The organism is Serratia sp. A07, from assembly GCF_058725505.1.
This window is the reverse complement of the sequence record NZ_JBZXDO010000014.1, coordinates 62,549-78,936: the sequence shown is the minus strand read 5'-3', so window position 1 is coordinate 78,936 and position 16,388 is coordinate 62,549. Positions and strand designations below refer to the sequence as shown.

General features: G+C 61.5%; 14 protein-coding genes and 1 other RNA gene. 10 read left to right on the top strand and 5 right to left on the bottom strand.

The annotated features are described in order from the left end of the window. The first annotated feature begins 164 nt into the window (after positions 1 to 164). Both rpiA and serA read left to right on the top strand, forming a co-directional pair. Positions 165 to 821: a ribose-5-phosphate isomerase RpiA gene (gene rpiA, locus AC4PR2_RS15500; protein WP_025304157.1), complete on the top strand. Its 657-nt coding sequence runs from the start codon at positions 165 to 167 to the stop codon at positions 819 to 821. A gap of 292 nt (positions 822 to 1,113) precedes the next feature. Continuing rightward, positions 1,114 to 2,352 carry a phosphoglycerate dehydrogenase gene (serA, locus tag AC4PR2_RS15495; RefSeq protein ID WP_025304156.1) on the top strand — a complete coding sequence of 413 codons (1,239 nt, stop codon included), beginning with the start codon at positions 1,114 to 1,116 and terminating at the stop codon, positions 2,350 to 2,352. A gap of 48 nt (positions 2,353 to 2,400) precedes the next feature. On the opposite strand, the gene AC4PR2_RS15490 is transcribed toward serA, so the two are convergent. From AC4PR2_RS15490 to zapA, 3 genes are all read right to left on the bottom strand, one after another. Further along, complete coding sequence (locus tag AC4PR2_RS15490) at positions 2,401 to 3,009, bottom strand: 5-formyltetrahydrofolate cyclo-ligase (RefSeq protein ID WP_060441302.1); 609 nt, start codon at positions 3,007 to 3,009, stop codon at positions 2,401 to 2,403. 52 nt (positions 3,010 to 3,061) lie between these two features. After that, positions 3,062 to 3,244: non-coding RNA, 6S RNA (gene ssrS / locus AC4PR2_RS15485), on the bottom strand. A 40-nt stretch (positions 3,245 to 3,284) separates the two neighbouring features. After that, complete coding sequence (gene zapA, locus AC4PR2_RS15480) at positions 3,285 to 3,614, bottom strand: cell division protein ZapA (RefSeq protein WP_004931621.1); 330 nt, start codon at positions 3,612 to 3,614, stop codon at positions 3,285 to 3,287. Between the two features lie 319 nt (positions 3,615 to 3,933). Between zapA and AC4PR2_RS15475 the strand changes: the two genes are divergently transcribed. From AC4PR2_RS15475 to AC4PR2_RS15440, 8 genes are all read left to right on the top strand, one after another. Further along, entirely contained in the window at positions 3,934 to 4,512 is a 579-nt protein-coding gene (locus AC4PR2_RS15475) for a YecA/YgfB family protein (RefSeq protein ID WP_038871164.1), read from the top strand. A 55-nt stretch (positions 4,513 to 4,567) separates the two neighbouring features. After that, on the top strand, positions 4,568 to 5,881 hold the full coding sequence (gene pepP / locus AC4PR2_RS15470; RefSeq protein ID WP_049199264.1) for a Xaa-Pro aminopeptidase: 1,314 nt from the start codon (positions 4,568 to 4,570) through the stop codon (positions 5,879 to 5,881). A 4-nt stretch (positions 5,882 to 5,885) separates the two neighbouring features. Continuing rightward, complete coding sequence (ubiH, locus tag AC4PR2_RS15465; protein ID WP_337046856.1) at positions 5,886 to 7,064, top strand: 2-octaprenyl-6-methoxyphenyl hydroxylase; 1,179 nt, start codon at positions 5,886 to 5,888, stop codon at positions 7,062 to 7,064. An 80-nt stretch (positions 7,065 to 7,144) separates the two neighbouring features. Then, positions 7,145 to 8,347: an FAD-dependent 2-octaprenylphenol hydroxylase gene (gene ubiI / locus AC4PR2_RS15460; RefSeq protein WP_049273437.1), complete on the top strand. Its 1,203-nt coding sequence runs from the start codon at positions 7,145 to 7,147 to the stop codon at positions 8,345 to 8,347. Between the two features lie 506 nt (positions 8,348 to 8,853). After that, a complete protein-coding gene (gene gcvT / locus AC4PR2_RS15455) occupies positions 8,854 to 9,951 on the top strand; it encodes a glycine cleavage system aminomethyltransferase GcvT (protein ID WP_004931631.1) in 1,098 nt (365 codons plus the stop codon). 46 nt (positions 9,952 to 9,997) lie between these two features. Further along, positions 9,998 to 10,384, top strand: a complete 387-nt coding sequence (gene gcvH / locus AC4PR2_RS15450) for a glycine cleavage system protein GcvH (RefSeq protein ID WP_049199255.1) — start codon at positions 9,998 to 10,000, stop codon at positions 10,382 to 10,384. 92 nt (positions 10,385 to 10,476) lie between these two features. After that, positions 10,477 to 13,356, top strand: a complete 2,880-nt coding sequence (gene gcvP, locus AC4PR2_RS15445) for an aminomethyl-transferring glycine dehydrogenase (protein ID WP_060432203.1) — start codon at positions 10,477 to 10,479, stop codon at positions 13,354 to 13,356. A 108-nt stretch (positions 13,357 to 13,464) separates the two neighbouring features. Then, positions 13,465 to 14,430 carry a zinc-binding alcohol dehydrogenase family protein gene (locus tag AC4PR2_RS15440; protein ID WP_337046858.1) on the top strand — a complete coding sequence of 322 codons (966 nt, stop codon included), beginning with the start codon at positions 13,465 to 13,467 and terminating at the stop codon, positions 14,428 to 14,430. 10 nt (positions 14,431 to 14,440) lie between these two features. Here the strand turns inward: AC4PR2_RS15440 and AC4PR2_RS15435 are convergent, their stop codons facing one another. Together AC4PR2_RS15435 and AC4PR2_RS15430 are read right to left on the bottom strand one after the other, a co-directional pair. Further along, complete coding sequence (locus AC4PR2_RS15435; RefSeq protein WP_187321687.1) at positions 14,441 to 14,971, bottom strand: GNAT family N-acetyltransferase; 531 nt, start codon at positions 14,969 to 14,971, stop codon at positions 14,441 to 14,443. After that, positions 14,968 to 16,386 carry an ATP-binding protein gene (locus AC4PR2_RS15430; protein WP_197779682.1) on the bottom strand — a complete coding sequence of 473 codons (1,419 nt, stop codon included), beginning with the start codon at positions 16,384 to 16,386 and terminating at the stop codon, positions 14,968 to 14,970. The genes AC4PR2_RS15435 and AC4PR2_RS15430 overlap by 4 nt, the downstream gene beginning before the upstream one ends. Positions 16,387 to 16,388 lie beyond the last annotated feature (2 nt).

Genomic DNA, 16,388 nt, shown 5'->3' with positions numbered 1-16,388 from the left:
TGCCACATTTTGCGCACGGCGCAGGTGGAAAATCACGCCCCCACCTCGCCGCCAAGCGGGTAAAAATGCGGGCTGCGGTAAATAAGTGTGATCCTGCCGGCGTGAAAAACAGCGTTTTACCCTATAATACGCACACGTTTTCGTACAGAGGCAAGGGACATATTATGACGCAGGATGAACTGAAAAAAGCGGTGGGCTGGGCGGCGCTGGAATACGTGACGCCGGGCACCATCGTCGGGGTCGGCACCGGCTCTACCGCCGCCCACTTTATTGACGCGCTGGGCTCCATCAAGCACCAGATCGAAGGCGCGGTGTCCAGCTCCGATGCCTCCACCGCCAAGCTGAAAAGCCTCGGCATCCACGTGTTCGACAGCAACGAAGTGGACTCGCTCGATATCTACGTGGACGGCGCGGACGAAATCAACGGCCATATGCAGATGATCAAGGGCGGCGGCGCTGCGCTGACGCGCGAGAAGATCATCGCCGCCATCGCCAAGAAATTTATCTGCATCGTCGACGCCAGCAAGCAGGTGGACGTGCTGGGCAAGTTCCCGCTGCCGGTGGAAGTGATCCCGATGGCCCGCTCTTACGTGGCGCGTGAGCTGGTGAAACTCGGTGGCCTGCCGGAGTATCGTCAGAACGTGGTGACCGACAACGGCAACGTGATCCTCGATGTGCATAACCTGAGCATCACCGACGCCATCGCGCTGGAGAACAAGATCAACGGCATCGCCGGCGTGGTGACCGTGGGGCTGTTCGCCAACCGCGGCGCGGACGTGGCGCTGGTCGGCACCCCGGAAGGCGTGAAAGTGGTCAAATAAGCCTCCGCCGTCTGTGGCCCGGTAGCGCCGGGCCGCATAATTCTTCGGTTAAAATATCTTTTCTGAAAAACGGCAAATTTGGTGACTTATGTCACATTGTGAAACCTGACTCCCCAAAGCTTCTGCCGAAAACTTTCCCTATGGCATTTTCTGCCGTAAACCGTCATCAACGCTGCGCCTTGTCCTGCCGGGCAGGCAATCGTTTGTATTGCCGCCCGCGTTATTTTTGTTATGTTGGATGGGAGCTGTGTCGTCACAGCCGCTTCTGAAGTCTGAACATAGGGTCGGGTAAATGGCAAAAGTATCATTGGAGAAAGACAGGATTAAATTCCTGTTGGTGGAAGGGGTTCATCAGAGCACGGTCGATAATTTACGTGCCGCCGGTTATACCAACATCGAATACCACAAGGGTGCGTTAGACACCGAATCGCTGAAGGCATCCATCCGCGATGCACACTTCGTCGGCATCCGATCGCGTACGCATCTGACCGAAGAGGTGTTTGCCGCCGCAGAAAAACTGGTGGCGGTGGGCTGCTTCTGCATCGGCACCAACCAGGTTGATCTGAAAGCGGCGACCAAGCGCGGTATTCCGGTCTTCAACGCTCCCTTCTCCAATACCCGATCCGTGGCCGAAATGGTGCTGGGCGAGCTGCTGTTGATGCTGCGCGGCATTCCGGCCGCCAACGCCAAGGCGCACCGCGGCGTGTGGCACAAACTGGCCGTGGGCTCCTATGAGGCGCGCGGTAAAAAGCTGGGCATCATCGGCTACGGCCATATCGGCACCCAGCTTGGCATTCTGGCCGAAGGGCTGGGCATGAAGGTGTTCTTCTACGATATCGAGAACAAGCTGCCGTTAGGTAATGCGCAGCAGGTGCGCCATCTGTCCGACCTGCTCAATATGAGCGACGTGGTGACGCTGCACGTGCCGGAAACGCTGGCCACCAAGAACATGATGGGAGCGGAAGAGCTGGCGCTGATGAAACCAGGCGCCATTCTGATCAACGCCTCGCGCGGCACCGTGGTAGATATTCCCGCGCTGTGCGATGCGCTGGCCAGCAATCACCTGGCGGGCGCGGCGATCGACGTCTTCCCGGAAGAGCCGGCAACCAACAGCGATCCGTTCAACTCGCCGCTGTGTGAGTTCGACAACGTGCTGTTGACGCCGCACATCGGTGGTTCCACTCAGGAAGCGCAGGAGAACATCGGCGACGAAGTGGCCGGCAAGCTGGCGAAATACTCCGACAACGGGTCGACCCTGTCCGCCGTTAACTTCCCGGAAGTGTCGCTGCCGGCGCATGGCCCGAATGCCAGCCGCCTGCTGCACATCCACGAAAACCGCCCGGGCGTGCTGACGCAGATTAACCAGATCTTCGCTGAAGAAGGGGTTAACATCGCCGCGCAGTATCTGCAAACCGGCCCGGAAATCGGCTACGTGGTGATCGACATCGAAGCGGAAACCGCGCGCGCCGACGCCGCGCTGCAGCGCATGAAGGCCATCGACGGCACCATTCGCGCTCGTCTGCTGTTCTGATTAGGCGGTATGCCGCAACGAAAAAGGCCGGAGCGATCCGGCCTTTTGCTATTTAGGTTCGTGCCACGCCCAGCTGCAGAGCGGGGTGAGGATTTCCGGCAGCGGGATATCCCAGTGCTCGGTCGGCAGGTGCTCCACCTGCTGGCAATCATGGGCCAGCCCGATGGGATAGGGGCCGTCGCTCTGCCAGTTTTGCAGGGTGCGATCGTAAAAGCCGCCACCCATACCCAGACGCTGCCCGGTATGATCGAATGCCACCAGCGGCGTCAGCACGACGTCCAGCTCGCCCAGCGGCAACACCTGGCGCACATCGAGGCGCGGTTCAAGAATATTGAAGCGATTGCGCACCAGTGGCGTTTCCGGCGCATAGCGCAGGAACAGCAGGTGGCCCGGGCTGAACGGGTGCAGCACCGGCAGGTAAACCCGTTTGCCGAGCGTCCACAGCTGCTCGATCAGCGGCCCGGTATCGAGTTCACCGTCAAACGACAGGAAGACCGCGATGCTGTGCGCCGCCTGAATGCGTGCATGTGCGGCAAGGCGCTCGGTTATCTTGTCTGCGGCAAAGCGTTGCTGATCCGGCGTAAGTTCGCGTCGGCGTTGGCGAATGAGTTGGCGAATGGCTTGGCGCTGCTGCGCGAATTGGGGTTGAAAAGGCATCGTATCAGGCTTGCTCAGTGTGGCGTTCGGCACACATAAACCGCTGAGAAGGGGAATCTCCGAGATGCCGTCGCAGGCTGTAACCCTTGAACCCATGGTTCAAGGTGAACGTGCCGTCGCAATCTTAAGGCTTCTCGGCGCACCGAGCGTGCTCACCGATCGCGGAGCAACACATTCTGTTTGTACTAAATATCGGCTCAGGGGACTGGCCCGCTGGCGAACATCTCAGAGAAATTTTGTACTCGTTGCCGAAACTGTGATTTCAACAACTTAAGTTATTCGAATTGTGCATCCTGACGTTCAGAGATGCGACCTTGTTCAAGCAGCGCTTGTTCAATGGTCTGCTGCAGCATCCGTATGCGTTGTTCCATATTGGACGCATAGTCACGGGTTTTCAACCGTTCTTGAGCAAGTTCGTGACAGACGTTCAATGCCGCGATGAAAACCAGTTGCTCAGTATTGGAGACTCTAGTGCGAACTTTAAGATCTTGCAACCGTTGGTTAAGATCGTCCGCCGCCATATTCAACGCATCTTGTTGTTCTGGCGGGCAATTGACTCTTAACGAGCGGCCAAAAATTTGAATATCTACCGGTTGTGCAGACATGCCACCTTCCTGCCTAAATTTCGCGCCAGCCTTGTCCGCCCTGGCCGGGCCGTCAAAGCGGGCGCCACTATATATACCTCGGTACCAAGATACAACCCCTTTTTCAGTACCTGGTTGTAATCTACTGTGGCGCACATTGCCAGTCAAAAAAGGGTTTCAAAATGCGTATTTACCGCACTTTCGCCACCCGACGGCGCAGTGTGAAACCTGCCACATCGCGATTATAACTAGCCACTGAGGTGTCGCGCTTATCTGGTATAGCGACGGACCTTGGTGGTAGCATAACACGAACTTATCCTGCCAACGATGACGAATGCGCATGTCTATACAGAATACATTTCCAAGTTACCAATCTTTGACCGTGGCCCTCAACCAGCAGTCGGTGGCGCTGACCGCGGCAGAAATGCATGGCCTGATCAGCGGCCTGTTGTGCGGCGGCAGCCGTGATGCCGGCTGGCAGGCGCTGGTGCACGATCTGACCAACGAAGGCGTCGCCTTCCCGCAGGCGCTCAGCCAACCGCTGCAACAGCTGTATGAAGTGACGCGCGAAACGCTCGAAGACGACGAATTCCTGTTCCAACTGATGCTGCCGGAAGGGGAGATCGTCAGCGTGTTCGATCGCGCCGACGCGCTGGCCGGTTGGGTCAACCACTTCCTGCTCGGCCTGGGGATGATGCAGCCGAAGCTGGCCCAGGTGAAAGACGAAGTCGGGGAAGCGATCGACGATCTGCGCAACATCGCGCAGTTGGGCTACGACGAAGACGAAGATCAGGAAGAATTGGAACAGTCGCTGGAAGAAGTGGCGGAGTATGTGCGGGTTGCCGCCATCATGTGCCACGGCGAATTCACCCGTCACAAACCAACGGCGCCGGAAAACATCAAACCGACGTTGCACTAAGCGTCTTATCGCCCCTCCGCCGGCGGTGCGGATGGCATGATTTCAGGAGAAGGTAATGACTCAGCAGGAATTCAACAACCGCCGTCAGGCGCTGTTGGCGAAAATGGCGCCGGCCAGTGCGGCGGTTATTTTCTCTGCGCCGGAAACGACGCGCAGTGCAGATTCAGACTATCCCTATCGGCAGAACAGCGACTTTTGGTACCTGACCGGCTTCAATGAGCCGGAGGCGGTGCTGGTGCTGATCAAAAGCGACGAAACGCACAACCACAGCGTGTTGTTCAACCGGGTGCGCGATCTGACGGCGGAAATCTGGTTTGGCCGCCGCCTGGGGCAAGACGCTGCGCCGGCGAAGCTGGGCGTGGATCGCGCGCTGCCGTTCGATGAAATCAATGATCAGCTGCACCTGCTGCTCAACGGCCTGGACGTGGTCTACCACGCGCAGGGCGAATACGCCTACGCCGATCAGATCCTGTTCGGTGCGCTGGACAAACTGCGCAAGGGGTTCCGCCAGAATCTGCAGGCGCCGGCCACCGTGACCGACTGGCGGCCGTGGCTGCACGACATGCGCCTGTTCAAATCGCCGGAAGAGCTGGCGGTGATGCGCCGCGCCGGTGAGATCAGCGCGCTGGCGCATACCCGCGCGATGGAAAAATGCCGTCCTGGCATGTTCGAATACCAGCTGGAAGCGGAAATTCACCATGAATTTACCCGCCTCGGCGCCCGCTACCCGTCTTACAACACCATCGTCGGCAGCGGCGAAAACGGCTGCATCTTGCACTACACCGAGAACGAGAGCCAGATGCGCGACGGCGATTTGGTGCTGATCGACGCCGGCTGCGAGTATCAGGGGTACGCCGGCGACATTACCCGCACCTTCCCGGTCAACGGCAAGTTCAGCAAGCCGCAGCGCGCGGTGTACGACATTGTGCTGGCGTCGCTGCTGCGCGCTTTGGCATTGTTCAAACCCGGCACCAGCATCCGTGAGGTCAACGACGAAGTGGTGCGCATCATGGTGGTCGGGCTGGTGGAACTGGGCGTCTTGAAAGGTGAAGTCGACCAGCTGCTCGCCGAACAAGCGCACCGGCAGTTCTTCATGCACGGGCTGAGCCACTGGCTGGGCCTCGACGTGCACGACGTCGGCCACTACGGCACGCCGAGCCGCGATCGGCTGCTGGAGCCGGGCATGGTGCTGACCGTGGAACCGGGGCTGTACATTGCGCCGGATGCGGACGTGCCGGCGGAATACCGCGGCATCGGCATCCGCATCGAGGACGACATCGTGATCACCGCCGACGGCAACGAAAACCTGACCGCCACCGTGGTGAAAGACGCCGATGCCATCGAGGCTTTGATGGCGGCGGCAAGGTAACGGAATGAGCGTAATTATCGTTGGTGGCGGTATGGCGGGCGCGACGCTGGCGCTGGCTATCTCGTCGCTTACTCAGGGAAGAATGGCCGTGGATCTGGTCGAGGCGACTCGGCCGGATGACCGCAGCCATCCGGGCTTTGACGCCCGCGCCATCGCATTGGCGCAGGGCACCTGCCAACAGCTGGCGCGCATCGGTGTTTGGCCGGCGCTGCGCGACTGCGCCACGCCGATCACTCAGGTGCACGTCAGCGATCGCGGCCATGCCGGTTTCGTGAATCTGCGGGCGCAGGATTATCAGGTCGATGCGCTTGGCCAGGTGATCGAACTGCACGACGCCGGGCAGCGGCTGTTCGCGCTGCTGGCGAAGGCGCCGGGCGTTACGCTGCATTGCCCCGCGCGGGTGGTGGACGTGATTCGCACCGCAGAGCGGGCGGAAGTGCAACTGGATACCGGTCTGCGGCTGTGCGGGCAGCTGCTGGTGGCGGCCGACGGTTCGCGTTCGGCGCTGGCGCAGGCCTGCAACGTGCAGTGGCGGCAGGAGGAGTATCCGCAGTTCGCCACCATCGCCAACGTCACCACGGCGGAAGATCCGCAGGGGCGCGCCTTCGAGCGTTTTACCCGCTACGGGCCGCTGGCGCTGCTGCCGATGTCGCAGGGGCGCAGTTCGCTGGTGTGGTGCCACGCGCGCGAAGATCGCGCCCGGGTGGATGCCTGGGACGACGAGCGTTTTATCGCCGAGCTGCAACAGGCCTTCGGCTGGCGGCTGGGGCGTATCCTCAAGGCCGGTAAACGGCACAGTTATCCGCTCAGCCTGCTGACCGCCGATCGTCATGTCAGCCATCGTCTGGCGCTGGTGGGCAACGCGGCGCAGACGCTGCACCCGATCGCCGGGCAGGGGTTCAACCTCGGCCTGCGCGACGTGATGTCGCTGGCGGAAACGCTGGCGGAAGCAGTAGACAGCGGCGAAGACGCCGGCGGTTATGCGCTGCTGAGCCGCTATCAGCAGCGGCGGCAAAACGATCGGCAGGCGACGATCGGCGTGACCGACGGATTGATCCGCCTGTTCGCTAACCGTTATGTCCCGCTGGTGGTCGGCCGTAATCTGGGGCTGATGGCGATGGCGCGTTTGCCGGCGGTGCGCGACGCCTTCGCCAAGCGCACGCTGGGCTGGGTGGAACGTTAGACACAGAATCGGGCGCCCTGTGGCGCGCCCAAAACGCGGCGCGGCAAGGCGCCGCGCGTTATTTAAGGAAATCGAGCAGCATGCAATCATTTGACGTGATTATCGCCGGTGGCGGTATGGTGGGGCTGGCGTTGGCCTGCGGCCTGCAGGGCAGCGGGCTGCGCGTGGCGGTGCTGGAACAACGCCAGCCGGACATGGCGCCGCCGTCGGAGCAGCCTGCGCTGCGCGTCTCCGCCATCAATGCCGCCAGCGAGCGTTTGCTGCAGCACATCGGCGTGTGGGACGACATTCTCCAGCAGCGCGCCAGCGCTTACAACGCGATGGAAGTGTGGGAGCGCGACAGCTTCGGCAAAATCGCCTTCCGCGGCGACGAGTGCGGCTTCAGCCATCTCGGCCACATTATCGAAAACTCGGTGATCCAGCAGGCGCTGTGGAAACGCGCCGAAAGCCTGTCGGACATCACGCTGATTACCCCGGCCGCGCTCAAGCAGGTGGCGTGGGGCGAGAACGATGCCTTCGTTACGCTGGAGGACGGGCGCATGCTGACCGCCCGTCTGGTGATCGGCGCCGACGGCGCCCAGTCGTGGCTGCGCCAGCACGCCGACATCCCGCTCACCTTCTGGGATTACCGCCACCATGCGCTGGTTGCCACCATTCGCACCGAAGAGCCGCATCAGGCGACGGCGCGGCAAATTTTCCACGGCGACGGCATTCTGGCGTTCCTGCCGTTCAGCGATCCGCATTTGAGTTCCATCGTCTGGTCGGTGACGCCGGAAGACGCCGAGCGGCTTAAACAGCTTGAGCCGGAGCAGTTCAACCGCGAACTGGCGATGGCCTTCGATATGCGCTTGGGCGCCTGCAGCCTGGAAAGCGAGCGGTTGGCGTTCCCGCTGACCGGCCGCTATGCGCGCAGCTTCGCCGCGCACCGCCTGGCGCTGGTGGGCGATGCGGCGCATACCGTGCATCCGCTGGCCGGACAGGGCGTGAACCTGGGCTTTATGGACGCCGCCGAGCTGATTGCCGAACTGCGCCGCCTGCAGCGGCAGGGCAAGGATATCGGCCAGCACCTCTATCTGCGCCGCTATGAGCGCCGCCGCAAACATGGCGCGGCGGTGATGCTGGCCAGCATGCAGGGTTTCCGCGAACTGTTCGACGGCAACCACCCGGCCAAAAAGCTGCTGCGCGACGTGGGACTGCGGCTGGCTGACAGCCTGCCGGGCGTCAAGCCAAAGCTGGTGCGTCAGGCGATGGGCCTGAACGATCTGCCCGAGTGGCTTGCCTGATACCTGCCTTCTGCGAGCCCCCAGCGGGCTCGCGCTTCTCGCCTTATGCCATCGTCTTTCCTTATATAACCCTTCATTTGAAATAATCTAATTTCAGCCTCTTTTTATCATTACTTTTTCTAATTCCATGTTCGGTTATCAAAAGTCGGAATCTCATGCGCGGCCGTCGCTTTGTTATATAACTTCGGAGTTTTGCCGCTTTAATTGTTAATTTTGTGCCTTAAAGCGCATTTTTCCAGTGAAAAACTCTGCACACTAGCCCGGCATTTTACCGCCCTGGAACGGCGATGAGCCTATTTTAACTTATGGTTAATGTGGTCGTTCGGTGATAAGTTCGAGGGAAAGGTATCGTTTGCGTCACGGCGGTTGCACGCAGTTTCCGCCCGTCCCGGCGCAGCATTTGTGTTGAGCAGTCAGTGCGCCATGGCGATCGGGCCGCGAGCCAGGCTCCGCCGCATTGCGTGGCAGCACCCTAACTTCTAGCGACGAGTGGAAAGAGGGAAAAGATGGCAAAGCAAACCCCACTGTACGACCAGCACGTGGCGTGCGGTGCGCGCATGGTAGACTTTCACGGCTGGATGATGCCGCTGCACTACGGCTCGCAGCTCGATGAGCACCACGCGGTGCGTCAGGATGCCGGCATGTTCGACGTGTCTCACATGACCATCGTGGATCTGCACGGCGCCCGCACCCGAGAGTTCCTGCGCTACCTGCTGGCGAACGACGTCGCCAAACTGACCCAACCCGGCAAGGCGCTGTACACCGGCATGCTGAATGCCTCCGGCGGCGTGATCGACGACCTGATCGTTTATTTCCTCACTGAAGACTATTTCCGCCTGGTGGTGAACTCCGCCACGCGCGACAAAGACCTGGCCTGGATTGAAGAGCACGCCGCGCCGTATGGCGTTGCGCTGACGGTGCGCGACGATCTGGCGCTGATCGCGGTACAGGGCCCGCAGGCCAAAGAGCGTGCCGGCACGCTGTTCACCCCGGAACAAAAAAGTGCGGTCGAAGGCATGAAGCCGTTCTTCGGCGTGCAGGCCGGCGAGCTGTTCATCGCCACCACCGGTTACACCGGCGAGGCCGGCTATGAGATCGCGCTGCCGAAAGAGCAGGCGGCGGATTTCTGGCAAAAATTGCTGGCCGCGGGCGTCAAGCCGGCCGGTCTGGGCGCGCGCGACACGCTGCGTCTGGAAGCGGGCATGAACCTCTACGGGCAAGAGATGGACGAAGGCGTTTCACCGCTGGCCGCCAACATGGGCTGGACCATCGCCTGGCAGCCGGAAGATCGTCGTTTCATCGGCCGCGAAGCGCTGGAACAACAGCGCGAGCAGGGCACCGAGCAACTGGTCGGCTTGATCATGACGGAAAAAGGCGTATTACGTAATGAGCTGCCGGTGCGTTTCACCGACGCGGCGGGGCAAACCCACGAAGGCGTGATCACCAGCGGTTCGTTCTCTCCGACGCTGGGCTTCAGCATCGCGCTGGCGCGCGTGCCGGCAGGTATCGGCGAGCAGGCCATCGTGCAGATCCGCAACCGTGAAATGCCGGTCAAAGTGACCAAGCCCGGTTTCGTTCGCGCCGGCAAGCCGCTGACAAATTGATTTTTTATTGATTGATTCTTTTATTTCTTCGAAGGAGTAACCGGCGATGAGCAATGTGCCAACAGAATTGAAATACGCATCCTCCCACGAGTGGGTTCGTTCAGAAGGTAACGGCGTTTACACCGTAGGCATCACCGAACACGCGCAGGAACTGCTGGGCGATATGGTGTTTGTCGATCTGCCGGAAGTGGGCCGCAAAGTCGCCGCCGGTGAAGATTGCGCCGTGGCGGAGTCCGTCAAGGCGGCGTCGGACATTTACGCGCCGATCAGCGGCGAAATCGTGGCGGTGAACGGCGAGCTGGAAAGCTCCCCGGAGCTGGTGAACAGCGAGCCCTACGGTGACGGCTTCCTGTTCCAGATTAAAGCCGCCGACGAAGGTGAGCTGGCGAACCTGCTGGACGCCGCGGCTTATCAGGCCTCGATCGACGAGTAATCGTGACCACGCCCCAGGCCTTTTGGCCGGGGCGTTTTAGTTACCGCTCAAGCGATATCCCGTATCACGCAAGCATTCAGGAATTTGTAGCAATGACTCAGACACTCAGCCAACTCGAACACAGCGAAGCGTTCATTGAACGCCACATCGGCTCTTCTGCGGAACAACGCCAGGAGTTGCTGGCAGCGGTGGGCGCTCGCTCGCTCAGCGCGCTGATCCAACAGATCGTGCCGGCGGACATTCAGCTGCCGGGGCCGCCGCCGGTCGGCGACGCGGCGACCGAACACCAGGCGCTGGCTGAGCTGAAGGCGATCGCCTCGCAAAATCAGCGCTACAAATCCTATATCGGCATGGGCTACAGCGCCGTGCTGACGCCGCCGGTGATCCTGCGCAACATGCTGGAAAATCCGGGTTGGTACACCGCTTATACCCCTTATCAGCCGGAAGTGTCGCAGGGCCGCCTGGAAGCGCTGCTGAACTTCCAGACCGTGACCCTCGATCTGACCGGCCTGGATCTGGCTTCCGCTTCGCTGCTGGATGAAGCCACCGCCGCCGCCGAAGCGATGGCCTTGGCCAAACGTGCCAGCAAGCTGAAAGACGCCAACCGCTTCTTCGTGGCTGACGACGTGCATCCACAGACGCTGGACGTGGTGCGCACCCGCGCCGAAACCTTCGGCTTCGACGTCATCGTCGATAAAGCGGAAAAAGTGCTGGAGCTGGACGGCGTGTTCGGCGTGCTGCTGCAACAGGTGGGCACCACCGGCGAGCTGCACGACTACAGCGCGCTGCTGGCCGAACTGAAATCGCGCAAAATCATCACCAGCGTGGCCGCCGACATCATGGCCCTGGTGCTGCTGACCGCGCCGGGCAAGCAGGGTGCCGACGTGGTGTTCGGCTCCGCGCAGCGCTTCGGCGTGCCGATGGGCTACGGCGGCCCGCACGCCGCCTTCTTCGCCTGCCGCGACGAGTTCAAGCGCTCGATGCCGGGCCGCATCATCGGCGTTTCCCGCGATGCCGCCGGCAACACCGCGCTGCGCATGGCGATGCAGACCCGCGAACAGCATATCCGCCGCGAGAAGGCCAACTCGAATATCTGTACCTCGCAGGTGCTGCTGGCCAATATCGCCAGCCTGTACGCGGTGTACCACGGCCCACAGGGGCTGCAGCGCATCGCCGGGCGTATCCATCGCCTGACCGACATTCTGGCCGCCGGGCTGCAGAAGGCCGGCCTGACGCTGCGTCACAACACCTGGTTCGACACCCTGACCGTTGAAGTGAAAGACAAAGCGGCGGTGCTGGAACGCGCGCTGAGCTTCGGCATCAACCTGCGTACCGATATCCACGGCGCCGTGGGCATCACGCTGGACGAAGCCACCTCGCGTGAAGACGTGCAGACGCTGTTCGCACTGCTGGCCGGCGACAACCACGGCCTGGACATCGACGCGCTGGACGCGGCGGTGAGCAAGAGCAGCCAATCGATCCCGGCCGCCATGCTGCGTCAGGATCCGATCCTGACCCATCCGGTATTCAATCGCTATCACAGCGAAACCGAGATGATGCGTTACATGCACCGTTTGGAACGTAAGGATCTGGCGCTGAACCAGGCGATGATCCCGCTGGGTTCTTGCACCATGAAATTGAACGCCGCGGCGGAGATGATCCCGATCACCTGGCCTGAATTCTCCGAGCTGCATCCGTTCTGCCCGCCGGAGCAGGCTGCCGGCTACCAGCAGATGATCGGCCAACTGTCTCAGTGGCTGGTACAGCTGACCGGTTATGACGCGGTGTGCATGCAGCCGAACTCCGGCGCGCAGGGCGAATACGCCGGCCTGCTGGCGATCCGTCGCTACCACGAAAGCCGTAACGAAGCGGGCCGCCACGTCTGCCTGATCCCGAGCTCGGCACACGGCACCAACCCGGCCTCTGCCCAAATGGCGGGCATGAGCGTGGTGGTGGTCGCCTGCGACAAGAACGGCAACATCGATCTGCACGATCTGCGCGTCAAGGCAGAGCAGGCGGGCGAAGAACTCTCTTGCATCATGGTGACCTACCCGTCGACCCACGGCGTGTATGAAGAAACCATCCGCGAAGTGTGCCAGATCGTGCATCAGTTCGGCGGTCAGGTGTATCTGGACGGCGCTAACATGAACGCCCAGGTGGGCATCACCACGCCAGGCTACATCGGCGCGGACGTTTCGCACCTCAACCTGCATAAAACCTTCTGCATCCCGCACGGCGGCGGCGGCCCGGGCATGGGCCCGATCGGCGTGAAAGCGCACCTGGCGCCGTTCGTGCCGGGCCACAGCGTCGTGCAGATCGACGGCGTAACCACCCAGCAGGGCGCAGTTTCCGCAGCGCCGTTCGGCAGCGCCTCCATCCTGCCTATCAGCTGGATGTACATCCGCATGATGGGCGCGGAAGGCCTGAAGCAGGCCAGCCAGATGGCGATCCTGAACGCCAACTACATCGCTACCCGCCTGAAAGGCGCATACCCGATTCTGTATACCGGCCGCGATCACCGCGTGGCGCACGAATGTATCCTCGATATTCGTCCGCTGAAGGAAGAGACCGGCATCAGCGAAATGGACATCGCCAAGCGCCTGATCGACTTCGGCTTCCACGCACCGACCATGTCGTTCCCGGTCGCGGGCACGCTGATGGTTGAGCCGACCGAGTCGGAAAGCAAGGTGGAACTGGATCGCTTTATCGATGCGATGCTGGCGATCCGCAGCGAGATCGATCGCGTCGCCAAAGGCGAATGGCCGCTGGAAGATAACCCGCTGGTGAATGCGCCGCACGTGCAGGCGGAGCTGGTCAGCGACTGGCAGCACCCGTACAGCCGCGAGCTGGCGGTGTTCCCGGTGGCCGGCGTGCGCGAGAACAAGTACTGGCCGAGCGTTAAGCGCCTGGACGACGTGTACGGCGACCGTAACCTGTTCTGTTCTTGCGTGCCGATGAGCGATTACGAATAACACGTTCGGCAAAGTTTGTGTTCGGGGGACACCGCATCATGCGGTGTCCCTTTTTATTTTATTGCGGCCTATTCTTTTCTGTACGTTCCCACGATTTGAGGAGTCACCATGCAAGCGGCAATCGTAACAGCGCTGGGGCAAGCCCCGGTTTTCGGCACCTTTGAGGAGCCCCAGGCGCAGGCGAATGAAGTGCCGATCGAGGTTCTGGCGGCCGGCATCAAACAGCTGGATCGCGCTACCGTCGCCGGCACCCATTACTCCAGCCCCAAGCAGCTGCCGATCGTGCCCGGCACCGACGGCGTGGGCCGGACGGCCGACGGGCAACGGGTCTATTTCGCCTCCTTCCGCCGTCCTTACGGCGCGATGGCTGAGCGCAGCGTCGCGTCATGGACGGTGCCGGTGCCGGAGGCGGTAGACGACGCCACGGCGGCGGCGCTGATCAATCCGGCCTTCGCCGCCTGGCTGCCGCTGCGCTGGCGAGCGGATCTGCAGCCCGGTGAAACGGTGCTGATCATCGGCGCTACCGGCACCTCGGGCAAACTGGCGGTTGCGGCGGCGCGTCAGGCGGGAGCCGGGCGCATCGTTGCCGCCGGCCGTCGGCTGAGCGTGTTGGAGGCGTTGGGCGTGGATGCCACGGTGGATCTGAGCCTGCAGGGCGAGGCGCTGACGCAGGCCTTCGCGGCGGCGGCGGGGCCGGGCGGTTATCAGGTGATCGTCGATTATATCTGGGGCCCGGCGACCGAAGCGCTGCTCGCGACGCTCAATAATCACGATCTCTCGTCTTACGCCGGCGGGCGCGGCATTCGCCTGGTCAACGTCGGCTCGATGGCCGCGCCGGACATCCGGCTGCCGGCGGCGGTATTGCGCAGCAATCAGCTGCAGATCCTCGGCAGCGGCACCGGCAACTTCCCGCCGATTCCGGAGATGCAGCGCTACGCGACCGAAATTCTGACGCTGGCGGCGACGGGCGCGCTCACTATCGAGACGCAGGAGCACGCGTTGGCGGAGATCGCCGAGGTGTGGGATCTGAACAAGAAAAGCGACGTGCGTTCGGTGATACGCATCGCCCGTTAGGCCCTTGCCGTTAACGGCAAGGGCAGACCAGGTGAATATCCTCCGGCTCGCGGGCGAACAGCTCGGCATCCGGGCGCTCGATGAGCCGGCAGCCCTGCGCCAGATAGAAGTCTACGGTGCTTTTGTTAGGGATGGAGGAGACGTATAGCCCGGCGGCGCCTTCCTGTGCCGCCTGACGCAGGCAGAGTTGAAACAGCTGCTTGCCCAGCCCCAGGCCGCGTTGGTGCGCGCTGACGTAAAAGAACAGCAGCTGGCGCAGATCCCGCTGCGGGCCGCGCGGCTCGGTGTCCAGCGCCGCCGCCGCGACGATCTCCTCGCCTTCGAACCGCGCGAAGAACGCGCCGCCGCGATCGAAGCAGGCTTCGTGGATTGGCGTATAGGTTTCCCGATCGTGCGGATCCCAACCGCGCACGTCGTAGTACTCCGCATAGGACTGCAGCTTGCCGTCCTGCAGGCGATACAGAGTGTCGATGATTTCACTGCGGTCGATATCCCATAGGCGGTCGAGTTGCTGCCGCTGCAGCAGAACAGGGGCGCTCATGATCGTTGTTCACTCTCAATTTGTGGCCGGTAACTTTCCGGCAAATCGATAATAAAACCGATGCCGCGATCGTCGAGGCCTTCGGTGACGCGCAGCTGCGCGCCGATTTTGTCGGCCAGGTTCCGGGCGATGGCCAATCCCAGCCCGCTGCCGGTTTGCTGCGTGCCGGGCACGCGGTAAAAGCGTTCAAACAGGCGCGGAAGGTGCTCTTCGCTCACTCCGGGGCCGTTGTCGCGCAACGTAATATAGCAGCCGAGCGGTGCCAGCGAACGGATATTGGCTTCGATGCGGCTACCGGGCGGCGCGTACTTGAGCGCGTTGTCCAGCAGATTGGTGAAGATGGCGATCAGCGCATGGCGATCGGTGTTTATCACCACGTCCTCGCTGCCGTCGAGTGAAAGTTCCACATCCTTTTCCAGCGCATAGGGGACGTGCTGCGCGATGCATTTGCCAATGTCGGCGTAGATGTCCACCGCCTCGATTTTCAGCGGAAAATCCTCCGCCTCCAGCTTGGCCAGGTTGATCAGCTGGCGCGACAGCGACGCCGCGCGATCCAGCCCCTGCTGCATGTCACCGATGATCTCCCGGCGCTCCTGCTGCTCCGAGACCTGGGTCAGCAGATGCAGCTGCGCCAGCACGGCGGCGATCGGCGTGCGCAGTTCGTGTGCCGCATCGGCCATAAAGCGTTTTTCGCGCTGGTTGGCGGCGTCGATGCGCGCCATCAGCTTGTTGACCTCCACCACCACCGGCCGGATTTCCTGATACTGCTCGCTGACGTTGATCGGCGACAGGTTACCCGGCTGGCGATCGGAGATGGTGCGGGCGATCTGGCGCAGCGGCCGCAGGCTGAAGTAGGCGGTAAACAGCAGGGTGATGATGATCGCCGCCAGAATGCCCAGCAGCGGCATGGCGGTGCTTTCCGCCGGGTTACCGAACAGCGTGGTGCGATCGTTGAACGACTCGCCGACGATCACCCGGTATTGACGCTTTTCGCTCCAGCTGCCGGCAAGATGCCAGTTGGCGCCGGCGTACTTAACGGAGCCGGACAGCACCGAAGGCGGCAGGCGCAGCGGTTCTCCCTGCGTTTGCGAACTGTAAAGCACCCGGTTGTCCCGATCGTAAACCACGAACAGCGGGTGGTAATCGATTTGATCCTGCATGCCGTTATTGATGGAATCAATGTACATGCCTTCAATGGTCTTGATGATGCCGCGGTAATCGATATTGTCGGTGCCGGTTTCATCGAGAATATTGGCGATACCCACGGCGACAATGCGTTGCTGGTTATCGAAATATTTTTCCATATCGGGGTAATACCAATATTTCACCCAGGCGACGAGGATCCCCCACAATAATAAAATGGCCAGGACCTGGAAAATAATGGTGCGCATAAAGAAGGATTTGAAACCGATCATCC